The 15,063-nt window shown below is 67.9% G+C and carries 11 protein-coding genes; all 11 read left to right on the forward strand.

Features of this window, described 5'->3' with window-relative positions; translation table 11 throughout:
• The first annotated feature begins 19 nt into the window (after positions 1-19).
• The 11 genes from lysA to glyA all read left to right on the forward strand — a co-directional run bounded on the left by lysA (position 20) and on the right by glyA (position 15,057).
• Positions 20-1,408 carry a diaminopimelate decarboxylase gene (gene lysA, locus ACOGI5_RS08135; protein WP_419863923.1) on the forward strand — a complete coding sequence of 463 codons (1,389 nt, stop codon included), beginning with the start codon at positions 20-22 and terminating at the stop codon, positions 1,406-1,408.
• A 90-nt stretch (positions 1,409-1,498) separates the two neighbouring features.
• The gene (locus ACOGI5_RS08140) at positions 1,499-2,842 is read left to right on the forward strand and encodes a homoserine dehydrogenase (protein WP_419863924.1); all 1,344 of its coding nucleotides are present in this window, start codon (positions 1,499-1,501) and stop codon (positions 2,840-2,842) included.
• A 24-nt stretch (positions 2,843-2,866) separates the two neighbouring features.
• Positions 2,867-4,267, forward strand: coding sequence for a threonine synthase (gene thrC, locus ACOGI5_RS08145; protein WP_419863925.1), 1,401 nt, complete (start codon positions 2,867-2,869; stop codon positions 4,265-4,267).
• A 404-nt stretch (positions 4,268-4,671) separates the two neighbouring features.
• The gene (locus tag ACOGI5_RS08150; protein ID WP_419863926.1) at positions 4,672-7,380 is read left to right on the forward strand and encodes an RCC1 domain-containing protein; all 2,709 of its coding nucleotides are present in this window, start codon (positions 4,672-4,674) and stop codon (positions 7,378-7,380) included.
• A gap of 220 nt (positions 7,381-7,600) precedes the next feature.
• A complete protein-coding gene (locus tag ACOGI5_RS08155; protein ID WP_419863927.1) occupies positions 7,601-9,025 on the forward strand; it encodes a hypothetical protein in 1,425 nt (474 codons plus the stop codon).
• A gap of 67 nt (positions 9,026-9,092) precedes the next feature.
• Complete coding sequence (locus tag ACOGI5_RS08160; RefSeq protein ID WP_323671809.1) at positions 9,093-9,350, forward strand: type B 50S ribosomal protein L31; 258 nt, start codon at positions 9,093-9,095, stop codon at positions 9,348-9,350.
• A 93-nt stretch (positions 9,351-9,443) separates the two neighbouring features.
• The gene (locus tag ACOGI5_RS08165) at positions 9,444-10,511 is read left to right on the forward strand and encodes a hypothetical protein (protein WP_419863928.1); all 1,068 of its coding nucleotides are present in this window, start codon (positions 9,444-9,446) and stop codon (positions 10,509-10,511) included.
• A 45-nt stretch (positions 10,512-10,556) separates the two neighbouring features.
• Entirely contained in the window at positions 10,557-11,642 is a 1,086-nt protein-coding gene (prfA, locus tag ACOGI5_RS08170) for a peptide chain release factor 1 (protein ID WP_419865459.1), read from the forward strand.
• Positions 11,639-13,222, forward strand: a complete 1,584-nt coding sequence (prmC, locus tag ACOGI5_RS08175; protein WP_419863929.1) for a peptide chain release factor N(5)-glutamine methyltransferase — start codon at positions 11,639-11,641, stop codon at positions 13,220-13,222. The genes prfA and prmC overlap by 4 nt, the downstream gene beginning before the upstream one ends.
• 29 nt (positions 13,223-13,251) lie before the next feature.
• Positions 13,252-13,725: a ribose 5-phosphate isomerase B gene (gene rpiB / locus ACOGI5_RS08180; protein ID WP_419863930.1), complete on the forward strand. Its 474-nt coding sequence runs from the start codon at positions 13,252-13,254 to the stop codon at positions 13,723-13,725.
• A gap of 72 nt (positions 13,726-13,797) precedes the next feature.
• Positions 13,798-15,057, forward strand: coding sequence for a serine hydroxymethyltransferase (gene glyA, locus ACOGI5_RS08185; protein ID WP_419865460.1), 1,260 nt, complete (start codon positions 13,798-13,800; stop codon positions 15,055-15,057).
• The last annotated feature ends 6 nt before the right edge of the window (positions 15,058-15,063 follow it).

The following is a 15,063-nucleotide window of genomic DNA, read 5'->3' on the forward strand; positions in this document are numbered from 1 at the left end:
GTGAATCGAGGATGCGGTCATGAACGCTGAAGTGTCCGAAGCGGCACCTTCTGGCACTGGGGCAAGCGTTGACGATCCCAGCGGCCCGATCCCATTCCGGCTGCTGCCCGCTACCGCCGAAGTATCCGATGAGGGGCACCTGCGCATCGGCGGCTGCGACCTCGTCGATGTGGCGGCAGAGTTCGGCACGCCGCTGTTCGTCTATGACGAGGCACACCTGCGCGCCCGCTGCCGGGAGGCAGCCGCAGCGTTCGAGGGGGGAGCGGCCTACGCCGCCAAGGCGTTCTTGTGTGCGGCAATGGCGCGCCTCGCGATCTCCGAGGGCATGGACATCGACGTGTCGAGCGGCGGCGAACTGCAGACGGTGCTGCGAGCCTTCGACGGAGACGCCGCCGACGAGGTCGCGCAGCGCGTTGTGCTGCACGGCAACAACAAGTCGTTCGCCGAGCTGGCAGCGGCCCGCGAGGCCGGCGTCGGCCGCATCGTCGTCGATTCGTTCGAAGAGCTGGATCGCCTCGACGAGCTGCATCGCGTCGACGGCCGGGTGCCTCGAGTGCTGTTGCGCGTGACACCTGGCGTGCGGGCAGAGACGCATGAGTACATCTCCACCGGACAGGCCGACTCGAAGTTCGGGTTCGGCATCGGCACCGGCGCCGCGATGGCAGCGGTCGAGCGTGCATCGGCTGCCGTGGGTATCGAGCTGGCTGGTGTTCACTGCCACATCGGGAGCCAGGTCTTCCGGACCGAGAGCTTGGCCAAGGCGCTGGAGGCAGTGACCGACTTCGCCGCGCCCCTGTTCGGTGACGGCGGGCCGGCGGCCGGCTGCTTGGAGGAGCTGTCCATCGGCGGCGGGCTGGGCGTTGCCTACGTGGAATCCGAGCATGCGCCGACGATCACCGAGTGGGGGACGGCGCTGAGCGATCGCTGGCGCACGCTGAGCGACCGTCACGGTTTGCAAGCCCGCCTGGTGGCCGAGCCCGGGCGAGCAATCGTTGCTGGGGCCGCAGTGACGCTCTACACGGTGGGCAGCGTCAAGGAGATTCCGGGCGTTCGGACGTACGTCGCGGTCGACGGCGGCTACGGAGACAACCCGCGCCCGATGCTCTATGGCAGCGACTACACCGCGTTCATGCCCGCCCGGGTGACCGAGCCGCGGCCCAGCCGGGTCAGGCTGGTGGGCAAGCACTGCGAATCGGGTGACGTGATCGTGCGGTCAGCGCCTGTCCCCGACGGTGTCGCAGCGGGCGACTTGGTGGCCACGCCGGTCACCGGTGCCTACGGCTACTCGATGGGTGCTCCGTACAACCGCATCGGCCGGCCGGCTGTGGCGTTCGTGTCCGATGGCGAGGCCCGTCTTGTGATCCGGCGCGAGACCGTCGACGACATGCTCGCACTCGACGTCCTGTGAGACCCGCTGGTCGCCGCGCCACGTCGTCGGGAGGAGCGTCGGCAATAAAGGCTGCGGGGGCGCCGGTGTGCTGGCGGTACCGTTTCGGCCGTGTCTGAAGCTGCCGTCGAGCCAGCGCCGTCCTCCGCCGCGCAAGCGGGCGACCTGCGCCCTCTGCGCGTCGGCATCTTGGGCTGTGGAAATGTCGGCGCCGCGCTCGTTGCGATCCTGCGGCGAGACGCGGCGCACTTGTCGGGCCGCACCGCGCTGGACTTCGAAGTCGCCCGTGTCGCGGTCCGCAATCTCAGTGCTGAGAGAGCGGTGGAGCTGCCTCCGGGCGTGCTGACTCGCGACAGCGAGTCGCTGGTGGTGGCCGACGATGTGGACGTGGTCGTGGAGGCGATGGGCGGCATCGAGCCGGCCCGTCACCTGGTCGCTGCTGCGCTTGGTGCCGGCAAGCCGGTCGTGACTGCCAACAAGGAGCTCATCGCCAACGTCGGCGAGGAGCTGTTCGCATTGGCCGCTGCAAACGGCGTGGACCTGGCGTTCGAGGCGGCTGTCGCCGGCGGCATCCCCCTCATCGGCGTGCTGCGCAACTCGCTCATCGGAGAACGCATCAGCCGCGTGATGGGCATCGTGAACGGCACGACGAACTACATCCTCACCCGCATGACCGAGGACGGGGCCGACTACGCGGATGTGCTGGGCGAGGCACAGCGCCTGGGCTATGCCGAGGCCGATCCGACGGCTGACGTGGAGGGCTTCGACGCGGGCGCCAAGGCGGCGATTCTGGCCATGACAGCGTTCGGCGCAAAGGTGGTGGCTGGCGACGTCCACCAGGAGGGCATCAGCGGCATCGGCAAGGGTGACATCGCCGCAGCCGCCCGGATGGGTCACGTCATCAAGCTGCTTGCGGTGGCCGAGCGTCAGAACGGCGAGATCGCCGTGCGGGTGCACCCGGCGATGGTGCCGATCGACCACCCGCTGGCCTCGGTGCGCGATGCCTTCAACGCGGTGTTCCTGGAGGGCGAGGCGGTCGAGGATCTGATGCTGTACGGGCGCGGCGCAGGCGGGTTCCCGACGGCCAGCGCCATGCTGGGCGACCTCATCACCGTGTCGCAGAACCTTCGCCGGGGCGTGTGCGACGGGTTCGGCCCGTTGACCGCAGCGCGCCTGCGCCCCATTGACGAGACCTACACCGCCTACCACCTGCAATTCGATGTCACTGACAAGCCCGGCGTGCTCGCCGCGGTGGCCGGCGTGTTCGGCGAGCACGGTGTGTCGATCCGTTCGGTTGAGCAGACCACCCGGGCCGGAGCAGCCGACGACATCGCTCATCTGGAATTCATCACGCATCGCGCCCGCGAGGCCGACGTGGCCTCCACGCTGCGGGATGTGCGCGAACTCGACGCGGCGAGGCGCATCGGCAACGCGATCCGCGTGATCGGCGAATAGCGGCCGGGATCGGCCGAGGTCACCGTGCGCTATGTGAGCACCCGGGGCGACGCCCCGGTCTTGGACTTCGGCGATGTGCTGCTCGAAGGCTTGGCCGCTGACGGCGGGCTGTATGTGCCTCGCGAATTCCCAGCGCTCAGCGTGAGCGATCTGCGGGATTTTGCCGGGCTTGAGTACCACGAGGTGGCGACGCGGGTGCTGGCGCCGTTCGTGGCGCCTTCACTGAGCGTCGACGGTTTGGCGCCGCTGGTGCAGGACGCCTATGCCACGTTCACCCACTCCGATGTCGTTCCTCTCAGCGCGCTGGCGGCCGGCGAGCACCTGGTCGAGCTGTTCTGGGGGCCGACGCTGTCGTTCAAGGACGTGGCGCTGCAGCTGTTGGGGAGGCTGTTCGAGCACGAGCTGGCCCGGCGCGGCAGCTTCATGACCGTCGTGGGTGCCACCTCGGGAGACACCGGGTCTGCCGCCATCGAAGCGTGCCGGGACCGGGCGGGCATCGAGCTGGTGATGCTGCATCCTGCCGGCCGGGTCACCGAGATCCAGCGACGCCAGATGACCACGGTGGACAGCCCGAACATCCACAACGTGGCCATCGACGGCACGTTTGACGATTGCCAGGACTTGGTGAAGGCGCTGTTTGCCGATCGGCCGTTTCGCGAGCGGATGAGGCTGGGTGCGGTGAACAGCATCAACTGGGCGCGCGTCGCGGCGCAGACCGTCTACTACGTGACGACGGCAGTACGGCTGGGCGCTCCCGAACGGGCCGTCTCGTTCTGCGTGCCGACCGGCAACTTCGGCAATGTGCTCGCAGGCGATGTGGCCCGGCGCATGGGCGTGCCCATCGATCGGCTCGTGATCGCCACGAACCACAACGACATCCTGACTCGCACCCACCGCACCGGAGAGATGTCCATCAACGAGGTCCGTCCTTCCACCAGCCCTGCGATGGACATCCAGGTCTCGAGCAACTTCGAGCGGCTGCTGTTCGAGCTGAATGGCCGCCGAGGCGCCCCGCTGGCTGCCGACATGGCCCGCTTCCGGACCGAGGAATCGCTAGCACTGGCATCGGAGGTGCTGGCAAGACTGCGTGCAGGCTTCGATGCCGGCTCGGCGACGGAGGAAGAGGTCGCCGCCACCGTCGCATCAGTGAATGAAGCCAGCAGTCGCCTTGTCGACCCCCACACGGCGGTAGCACTGACCGTCGCGCGCCGAGATGCTCCCGTCGGCGGCTGGACCACGCCCATTGCCGTGATGTCCACCGCGCATCCCGCCAAGTTCGGCGAAGCAGTGCTTGAGGCCACCGGTATCGAACCGGAGCTGCCGCCGACTCTTGCCGGCCTGGCCGATCGTGACGAGCACCTCACCTCGCTCCCAAACGACCTCGTCACCCTGCGCGACTTCGTCACCGCCCGCTGCAGCCGCTGACTGCGTGCCGTGGCACACGCGCAGGCTCGGCAACAGTCGTGGCCGTTACTCTGCTTTGGCGCGCTCGGGAGGTGTTAGCGCCTGAAGATCGCCGCTGTCGCGCATGATGAAAACGCGCGAACTCGCAGAAGGGAAGTGCGATGCGAGGGCTCGGTATCGTTTGCGGAGCGCTGCTCGTGGCCCTCGGCGTGCTGATGCCCGTGGCGTCGGGTGCCCAATCCGATACTTCAGCAGCGCCCACATCCCCAGATCCAGCAGCGCCATCCACTCCTGTGAAGCGCTGTCCGGGTGGCCAGCATCAGCACACGTACACCGGCGGGAGTTGGTGTCATAACGATCACGTCCCCGCCAACGGCGACTGTCGTGTTCACCGGCCCGATGGCACCCATCAGAGCGGACGCCACGTGCACATCTACACGGGCAGCGCATGGTGTCACGACGACCACACGCTCGAGAATGACGATTGCCGCACGCACCGGCCAAACGGCACTCACGCGCCCAATCCCTGCAGACGAGACCCTGCCACGGCCAAGTACATCATGCTCGCACCCGGCGTCGATCATGTTTGCGGCCTGCAGGTGGAGGGCACGATCGGCTGTTGGGGCTCGGGCGATGCCGGTCAGACCGACTGGCCGCTTGGCACGTTCCGCACCATCGCATCAGGGGGCGACTTCAGCTGCGGGGTGCGCACGAACGGCACCTTGGATTGCTGGGGCTGGAACGACTCGGGCCGAACCGACGCGCCCGATGGCGTGTTCGCCGATGTGTCAGTCGGGCCGTCGCATGCGTGCGGTCTGAGAGTTGACGGCACTGTCACCTGCTGGGGCGACAACTCCAACGGAGAGGCAGATGCCCCAGCGGGTCAGTTCTCGGCGGTCGAGGCCGCTTGGAACGCAACATGCGGCCTCACTGTCGACGGCCAGGTTGAATGCTGGGGAGGCAACTTCATTGGCCGGCGTGGAGCTCCGCGCGGACCGTTCGCCGATGTGTCCGTCAGCACCGATGGCGGCATGGTCTGCGGCGTTCGGGAGGAGGGAACCGTCTCTTGCTGGGGCCGTGACTATGCGCCTGTCTCTCGCGCGCCGTCCGGGGAGTTCTCCGCAGTTGCGGCGGCGGGCTTTCATGCGTGCGGAATCCGTGCGAACGGAACGGCCGTCTGCTGGGGCAAGGACGATCTCGGACAGTCTTCAGCGCCGTCGGGACGCTTCAAGGAGATCGCGGTCGGACATGATCACTCTTGCGCTGTACGTGTCAATGGGACGGTGGCCTGCTGGGGGCAGTTGAAGGAGTCCCAGGCTCAGCCGCCCTCCGGTCGATTCACCCAGATAGCGGCCCAGTGGGAGCAGACCTGCGGTATTCGCACCGACGGCACTGCGGTGTGCTGGGGAGCGGGATACGACGGCCGCGATGTCGCTCCCGCAGGCAAATTCGCCTCGATCGGCACAGGTGACTGGCACGCGTGCGGCGTTCGCGGCGACGGCGCAGTCGAGTGCTGGGGTTGGAACTTCGCTGGGCAAACAGACGCAGCCGAAGGCCGTTTCATATCCGTCAGCGGCGGCAGCTATCACACGTGTGCATTGTCGATCGATGGACTTCCCTTCTGCTGGGGAGACTTCACCAATCAAGAAGTCGGCGGCTTCTACAGCCCGCAGGAGTCATTCAGCTTCCTGGACTCCGGAGGCGGACGAGCATGCGGTCTGCGGGACAACGGCACCATCGCCTGCTGGAGTGCGCACGGTCTGGTGGAAACACCAGCGCAGAGCTTCATGTCGATCTCGGTCGGTGTGGGCCATGCCTGCGGGGTGCTGACCAACCGCGAGATCGAGTGCTGGGATTTCAACGACCGCGGCCAAGCCGATCCGCCGCCGGGGAACTTCCTGTCTGTGTCAGCCGGCGAGGGCCTCACATGCGGACTACGCACCGATAAGACGGTGGCTTGCTGGGGTTGGAACCAATGGGGGCAAGCAGATGCGCCCCGTGGCCCGTTCTCACGAGTCGACGCCGGGGCGTGGCATGCCTGCGGCCTGCGCCCAGACGGGAACATCGAGTGCTGGGGCCACAACCGCAACGGCGAGACCGATGCGCCGAAGGGAACTTTCGTCGATCTCGTGGTTGGTCGCAATTTTGGATGTGCGCTGCGTTCGAACGGCACGGCCAAGTGTTGGGGTAACGCAGGGCGAGGACGATTTGCGCCGAACCATGACGAAGAAGCCGTGCTGGAGCCGGCCGCTCGCTCTCTCGCCCAAGTCGTTGTCAGTCGACGTCACGCTTGTTGGCTCGACAGCGACGGACCGATGACCTGCCTAGGCAGTGTCGGGCACAAGCCGCCGTCAGGGCAATTCGAGACGCTTGCAATCGGCGACACGTTCACGTGCGGCCTGCGAGTGACCGGCATCTTGAGTTGCACAGGCAATCTCGAAGAGGCAATCCGGAGCGTTGGCGAACACCGATACAGATCCGTCTCGGCGGAGGGACACCTGCTCTGCGCACTCGGATTCGACCAGGAAGTGGATTGTTGGACCGACGGCGACGGCGGTTCCCGCCTCGCGGTGCCAGCCGGCCAGTTCTTCTTCCTGACTGTCGGATCCCGCTCAGCGTGCGGGATACGCGCAGAAGGCTCGGTCGAGTGTTGGGAATCTGCGAATTCCGGCGATGAGCTCCATCAGTTCAATCCGCCGGCCGGGCCGTTCGAGACGGTGCTCATCGGACCGGACGGACACATGGCGTGCGGCATTCGCCAAAATCAAACCGTCGCATGTTGGGGCAAAGACCGCTTCAACCGACTCAGTGTTCCGAATGGTCGATACACGCAAATCACGATGGGTCAAACGCACGTATGCGCGTTGACCACCTCTGGCACCGCTGAATGCTGGGGCAACGGCACTTTCAGCGTGGAGCGTCCGCCGCCTCACCGCTTCGTCGAAATCGCTGCGGGCGACCGGCACACCTGCGGACTGCGACCGGACGGAACCGTGACCTGCTGGGGCAGCAACAACCATGGCCAGAAGAAAGCTCCGTCGGGCGGCTTCGTCGCCATCGCGGCCAGTCGCGATTGCACCTGCGCACTGCGGGAGGACAGGACAGCCGCATGCTGGGGAAGGAAGCTCGTTTGAGAGAGCTATCAGTAGCAGTCGAAGGTGAGCGGCGGTAGCGTCGGCGCCGATCGACGGTTCCCCAGTGCAGAGCGTGCTCAGCGCAGGGCTCGCTCGGGTGTCATGGGACCGGATCGCTGGGTCGGGCGACAAGGCCTGTCACAGAAAACACAGACTCCCTTCGCTCACCCGCTGGGCGCAGCGAGAGCAGGCTGGAGCTTGCGAGGTAGCCATGTCAGACATGCCGGATCGTGCCTTGCTGGAATCCAAGGAGCGAGACGAGCTGCTGCAGATCGCCGCAGCCCTCGGCGTCGAGGTCGCACCCCGCGCCCGCAAGAACACCATCATCGGCGCGATCTTGGCCCCCGCGGGCGAGGCGGGCACCGGCGAGGCAGGGAGCGACGGCTCTGCAGACGCCGGGGCCGCGTCTGAGTCTCCGGCGGTCACCAAGCGCACGCGTACGCCTGCGCCGCCGGCCGATGCCGCCCCTGCTACCGGTGCCGACGCCTCAGCAGAACAGCCGGCTGCGGCGAGTGACCCGGCTGCGTCAACCGAGGGTGCCCCCGAAGCGGAAGCGGAAGCTGGCGATGCGGCCGACTCCGGGGCGGCGACGCCCGATGTGCCGGTGGCCGAGGAAGGCAACCGACGGAGCCGCCGACGTGGTCGAGGGCGCGACGACGCGCAGATTGTCGGCGAGACGGTTCACTGCGACGGCCTACTCGACCTGCGCGACGAGGGCTACGGCTTCCTCCGCACGAACGGTCCGCTGCCGTCGGCCGACGATGTCTACGTCGCAGCGCGCCAGGTGCGCCAGTACGACCTGCGCCGCGGCGACCGGATCACCGGTGTCAGCCGCCCGGCCGCCCGCAGCGAGCGCAACCCTGCGTTGCTGCGCCTCGACACGCTGAATGGCGAACCACCGCCCGAGCAGCCCGACCGACCGCTGTTCGACGACCTCACGCCGGTGCTGCCCACCGACGCATTGCCGCTCGCCGGCGAGCAGGGCACTGGTGCCCTTGCAGCCATCGACCGTCTCTCGTTGATCGGGCTGGGATCCCGCGGCCTGCTGACCGCGTGCGGCACGCGATCGGCATCACCGCTGATCGCGTCCATGGCTGCCGCGATCGGCGATCAGCATCCAGACATTCACCTGATCGTTTTGCTCATCGCCGAGCGGCCCGAAGACGTCACCGACATGACCCGCCGGCTCGAGACATCCGGCGAGGTCCTGGCATCGACCTTCGATCGGCCTCCCGAGGAGCACCTTGCGGTGGCCGAGCTCACGCTCGAGCGCACGAAGCGCATGGCAGAAACCGGTGCCGATGTGGTCATTCTCTTCGATGGCTTGACGCGGCTTGCACGTGCTTACGCGGCCGGCGGCAACGGGAGACACCAGCCGGCTGACCCCGTGGGTGCGGCCATCACCTCGACGCTGAGGTTCTTCGGCGGTGCCCGCAACCTGGAAGACGCGGGTTCCATCACGATGGTGGCGACGGCACGTACCTCGACGGGGAATCAGGTCGATGACCTTGTGGCGGCACGTCTGCGCGAGGCAGCGAATCTGGAAATGGCGCTTGGCGAGGGCCTGCCCGGCACCGCTGAGTTGGACGCCGGCGATGTCTCCCTCGACAGCGACAGCAGCTTCAGCCTCGGCGACCACCGCTGATCAACTCGTCGCGACGGCACAGAATCCTTAGGCTGATGAGCCCAGAGCTTCCAATTCAGGAAACACGATGAAGAGCGACATCCATCCGAACTACCGGCCCGTGGTCTTCCGGGATGCCAGCGCCGACTTTGCCTTCCTGACGCAGTCCACGATCGAGACCAGCGACACGATCGAATGGACAGACGGCAACACGTACCCGCTGGCCAATGTTGAACTGTCCAGCGCCAGCCATCCCTTCTTCACCGGCCAGATGAAGATCGTGGACACGGCGGGCCGGGTGGAACGCTTCGAACGCCGCTACGGCCAGCGCAAGCGGCGGAGCTGACCACGTCGGAGCACGGCGTGGCCCTAGGGCGCGGCGAGCATCCTGCGCGAGCAGGCGCCGTCACATGGCAACTCGTGTCCGGCGGCAACCGCTATGACGCTTGACGCTGATCGCATCCGAACACTCCACGCCGCAAAGCTGCGAGCCTTGGCGAGTTCGGCACTCGGCGCGGATATCACCGACGTCTCAGGTACAGATGACGGCGCACTGGCCGTTGTCGCCGAGCCTCGCCCCGCGGTGGTGTGTCTTGCCCAGGAGCGAGCCGAGCGGGCGCTGGGCGGAGCATTGGCGCTGGCCGAGCGCACCGGTCGCGATGACGTGCACGTCTTTGCCGACGATCACAGCGGTGTGCTCGCTCGACGTGCGGCCTGCTTCAAGCCGACGCCCACGGTCTGGGGCATCGAAGGCGCGAGCGCGACGGCCGCAGAACCGGCGCCGCGCCCGGTCGAACCCGCGCCGCCGCGTGTGCCCGAATTGGTTGCGCTGCTGGGCAGTGCCGGAGTCGAGGTGGTCGTGGAACACGGCGTGATCACCGGCGAGGTGGAGGGTCTCGAGGTAGCCCGCATCGTCGCAGCAGCGCCTGTCGGCGCGGAAGCGGGACACAGCGACGAAGGCGATTCCGACGGTGCCTCCGACAGGTGGCAGATCGAGGTAGGCATGGGCGCCCACGATCGCGAGGCGTTCTCCCTGCTGCACGCCGATGAGCCGACGCCTGAAGCCATCCGCCGCGTGGCCGAAGTGGTGCGTACACACCGCTCACCAGGCGCATCACCGCATCCGCTCAACCGGATGGGTGCGGCTCGCTGGCTGCGCTCGCTGCTCATCCGCCAGCCAGAACTTGTCGACGCGGGCCGCTTGCGAGCCGCCTCGCCGCCAGTGCCCCGAGGCGGTCCGAAGGACCCGGCCCCGGCGGTGGCGTACGGCCTGACACCCGACGGCCGCCGTCTGATCGTGGTGGTCTGCGTCGGCATCGACCTCGACGTAGTGCCCTTCGCAGCAGACGCGCGGCTGTTCCTCGATCCCGACGCCGAATTGACCATTGCGCTGCCCCGACGCGACGCACATGACGTCATCAGGGCCATGGCTGCAAGGCTGGACAGTCCTGCCCGGATCGTCGAGATCGACGACGAATGGCGCACGCTGTCCACCGCGGGCGCCTGATCCGGCCTGAAACCCCCCAGTTAGCCTGAACGCGTGTCGGGCGCCTTGGAATCCCTGCGGCTTGACGCGCTGGAAGCCGAACGAGCCGAACTCGAACGGAAGCTCGGCGAGGGCGCCGCTTGGGGCGACCGCGCCCAGTTCGCGGAGCTCGGTCGGCGGCTCGCGCGCATCGGCCAGATCATCGACATGGCTCACGAGGCCCAGCAAGCACAGGCTGATGCGGCGGCCGCCAAGGATCTCCTCGACGCCAGCGATGGCGACGACGCCGCCGAGGCCGCGGAGATGCTGGAGGCAGCGACCGCGCTGGCAGCAGAACTCGACGAGCGATTGAAGGTTCTGCTGCTGCCGCAGGATCCGAACGATGAGCGCGATGTCATCGTGGAGATCCAGGGGGCCGAGGGCGGCGAGGAAGCCAACATCTGGGCGCGCGATCTCTTCGAGATGTACCGGGCCTACGCGTCGGCGCACTCCGGCTGGTCACTTGAGCTGCTCGGCAGCCAGGACAGCGACATGGGTGGGTTCACGAACGTGACCTTCGCCGTGCGCGGCCCGAATGTGTGGCGGCTGCTGAAGCACGAGGGCGGACCGCACCGGGTGCAACGCGTGCCGGTCACCGAGTCACAAGGCCGCGTCCACACGTCGTCGGCGACGGTGAGCGTGCTGCCCGAAGCCGAGGAGGTCGACATCGAGATCGATCCCAACGACCTCGTCGTCGACACCTTTCGCTCATCAGGACCCGGCGGCCAGTCGGTCAACACGACCGACTCCGCGGTACGGATCACCCATCAGCCCACCGGGGTCGTGGTGTCGATGCAGGACGAGAAGAGCCAGCTGCAGAATCGCGCAAAGGCGATGCGGGTGCTGCGAGCGCGGCTCCTGCAACTGCAGCAGGAAGCGCACGCCGCCGAGGTAGCGGCCCACAAGCGAGACCAGGTCCGTGGCGGCGGTCGGTCCGAGAAGATCCGCACCTACAACTTCAAGGAGAACCGGGTCACCGACCATCGCGTCGGGCTCACGATCTACAAGCTCGATCGAGTGCTCGCCGGCGAGTTGGACGAGATCATCGACGCCCTCGCGAGCGCGGAGCGGGCCGAGCAGCTCGCCGCTGCGGTCGCTGACGGCGGCGAGTGAGCCGGCCGAAGCCGGCAGCGGGCTCGACGATGTCCTCCAAGGACGGGCTGACCCTGGGCGACCTGTACCGGGGGCTGCGCGAGCAGTTCGCAGCAGCCGGCGTGCCCGAACCCGAAGTGAGCGCGCGCCGCATCGCGGCCGAGTCCAGCGGCACCGGCGCCGCCGAGGTTGCACTGACGCCCCAGATGCCGATGACCGTGCGGATGGTGGCGCACGCCGACGCCATGGCTGCCCGTCGGGTGGCGGGCGAACCGCTGCAATACGTGCTGGGCAGCTGGGGATTCCGAACGCTCGACCTGGCGACTGATCGGCGAGCGCTCATCCCTCGCCCCGAGACCGAGATGGTTGCGGGCATCGCCATCGACTGGCTCAACGGCATTGCCGGGCGCCGGCATCCCGCCGTACTGAACGTGGCAGATCTCGGCACGGGCTGCGGCGCGATCGCCTTGTCAATAGCGCACGAGGTTCCCGACGCCCGGGTGTTTGCCACCGACAGCTCCAGCGAGGCGCTCGCCCTGGCCGCGGCCAATCTGGCCGGCCTGGGCAGCGCGGCGACTCGCGTCTCCCTGCACCAGGGGGACTGGTTCGAAGCCTTGGCTGGCGTTCAGGATCCGCGCACGGACGGCCTCGTCGCAGAACCTCTGCGCGGGCAGCTCGATCTCGTGGTGTCCAACCCGCCGTACGTGGCCGACGGCGACGTGCTGGCTCCTGAGATCGACGACTGGGAACCGCACGAGGCGTTGTATGCCGGGCCTGACGGGCTGAGCGCGCTCCGCACCTTGGTCCGAGATGCCCGCGGCTGGCTGGCGCCAGGCGGTCGGCTGGTGCTGGAGCTCGGGGCGACGCAGGCGCAGGCGGCCACCGCCATGGCCGTCGCCCGCGGCTACGAAGACGTGCGCGTCGAGCGTGACTTGGCCGGCTCCGATCGAGCGCTGGTTGCGTCGCGCCCGCGTGCCGAGCCCGATGCGCTCGAGCTGAGCACCGCCGTCGAATGGCTGTGCGAGGGCGGGTATGTGGTCGCGCCCACCGACACCCTCTGCGGGGTCATGGCTCGTTATGCCGACACCGAAGCCGTGGCCCGGGTGTGCGAAGCCAAGGAACGTCCTCGTACGGAGCCGATGCCGATCTTGGTCTCGGGGCTGGCGCAGGCCGATGAGCTGGTCGAGCTGAGCCCGGCCGCCCGCGCGCTGGCCCAGCAGCACTGGCCCGGCGGCCTGACGCTCGTCGCGAAGCGCCGTGGTGGTCCCGACCCGCTGCACGGCCGCGAGACGCTGGGCGTGCGCGCGCCGGCGCTGGGCTGGTTGCGCTGGCTCATCGACGACGTCGGGCCGGTCACGGGCACTAGCGCGAACCGGCACGGTCAGCCCACACCTGCCGAAGCGTCCGAGGCAGCGGCGCTGCTGGCCGATCGCCCGGGCGAGACAGCGGAACCCGGGCGGGTGATCCGAGGACGAGCTCCCGGCGGAACTGCTTCCACCGTGTTGGATGTCACCGGCGACACGCCGATCGTCCTGCGAGCCGGTGCCGTCCCCGCCGTTGCGCTGGAATCTCCCGAAATTCCTGCCGAATCCGGCACCTGAGCGGCGGCGACCGCTGCGAGACTTGCACGGTGGCTCACGACGACCCGCACACCTCCCCGACGCTGGCCATCGCGCTTGCAGCCGATCACGCCGGCTGGGAACTCAAAGACCGCTTGGCGCAGCACCTGCGCGGCAGTGGCTACGAGGTGGTCGACTTGGGCACCGACGGCCCGGAGTCGGTCGACTACCCCGACTTCGGCGAAGCAGTCGGCAAGGCGGTGGCGAGCCGGACGGCAGACCTCGGTGTGGCGGTGTGCGGCAGCGGCATCGGTATCGCTATGGCTGCCGGAAAGGTCGACGGCATCCGTGCGGCCACTGTGCACGACGAGACTTCGGCCCGGCTCGCCCGTGAGCACAACGACGCCAACGTGATCTGTCTCGGCGCACGTTTGCTGGATCCCAGCGGGGCCGTAGCCGCACTCGATGCGTACCTCGCAGCGGCGTTCGAAGGCGGGCGGCATCAACGACGGGTGGACAAGATCGACGCACTCGGCCGGCGCTGAGGCCGTCCCGACGTCGCGGGGCACACCGCACCGACGACGGGCACCGCAAGGAGACACAGCTTCATGACCCGAATGCACCCCACAGCAGCGAGCTGGGCGCCGATCGGCGATCCCGAGATCGATGCCGTGCTGGCAGCCGAGCTCGAGCGCCAGATGACGACGATCCAGCTCATTGCCTCGGAGAACTTCGCCTCGCCCGCGGTCATGGCGGCCACCGGCAGCGTGCTCACCAACAAGTACAGCGAGGGCTACCCGCGCCGTCGCTACTACGGCGGCAATGCCAACGCCGACACCGCCGAGCAGCTCGCCATCGACCGGGTGAAGGCGCTCTTCGGCGCAGAACATGCGAACGTGCAGCCCCATTCGGGATCGCAGGCCAACGCCGCGGTGTATCTGGCGCTGCTCGACATCGGCGACACGGTGATGGGCATGAGCCTGGATCACGGCGGCCACCTCACCCACGGTTCGCCGGTGAATGCGAGCGGCAAGCTCTACAACTTCGTCAACTACGGACTCACTCGCAGCGACGAGCGCATTGACTACGAGGCCATGGCCGAGCTGGCTCGTGAGCACCGGCCCAAGCTGATCGTGGCAGGCGCCACGGCGTATCCCCGTCGCATCGACCCGGCGCCGTTCCGCGAGATCTGCGACGAGACCGGCACAGTGTTCATGTTCGACGCGGCCCACATAGCCGGGCTGATTGTGGGTGGGGTGCACCCGAACCCAGTCCCGTTTGCCGACATCGTCACGTTCACCACGCACAAGACGATGCGCGGGCCGCGCGGAGGAGCGATCCTGTGCACGCAGGAATACGCCAAGCGCATCGATTCAGCGGTGTTCCCCGGCAGTCAAGGCGGGCCGCTCGACCATGCGGTCGCGGCCAAGGCGGTGGGGTTCGCCGAAGCCGCCCGTCCTGAGTTCGCTGACTACCAGGCGCGCATCGTCGCCAACGCTGCGGCACTGGCCGATGCGCTCGGCACTCACGGTTTCCGGTTGGTCTCGGGCGGTACCGATAACCACCTGCTGCTGATCGACCTGCGCACCTTCGACGCTGACCTGACAGGCAAAGTGGCCCAGGAAGCACTCGACGCCGCCGGCATCACGCTGAACCGCAACGCGATCCCCGATGATCCCCGCTCGCCGTTCGTGACCAGCGGCCTCCGGATGGGCACCCCGTCGGTCACCACCCAAGGCATGGGGCCGGACGAGATGGCGCAGATCGCCGAATTCACCGCCCGCGTGCTGCGTGCTCCCGACGACGAAGCCGCCATTGCCCAAGTGCGCTCCGAAGTCGCCGAGCTCTGCGCCGCTCACCCGCCCTACGACCGCTGACGCTCG

Source organism: Candidatus Poriferisodalis sp. (assembly GCF_965208925.1).
Taxonomy (GTDB): domain Bacteria; phylum Actinomycetota; class Acidimicrobiia; order Acidimicrobiales; family Poriferisodalaceae; genus Poriferisodalis.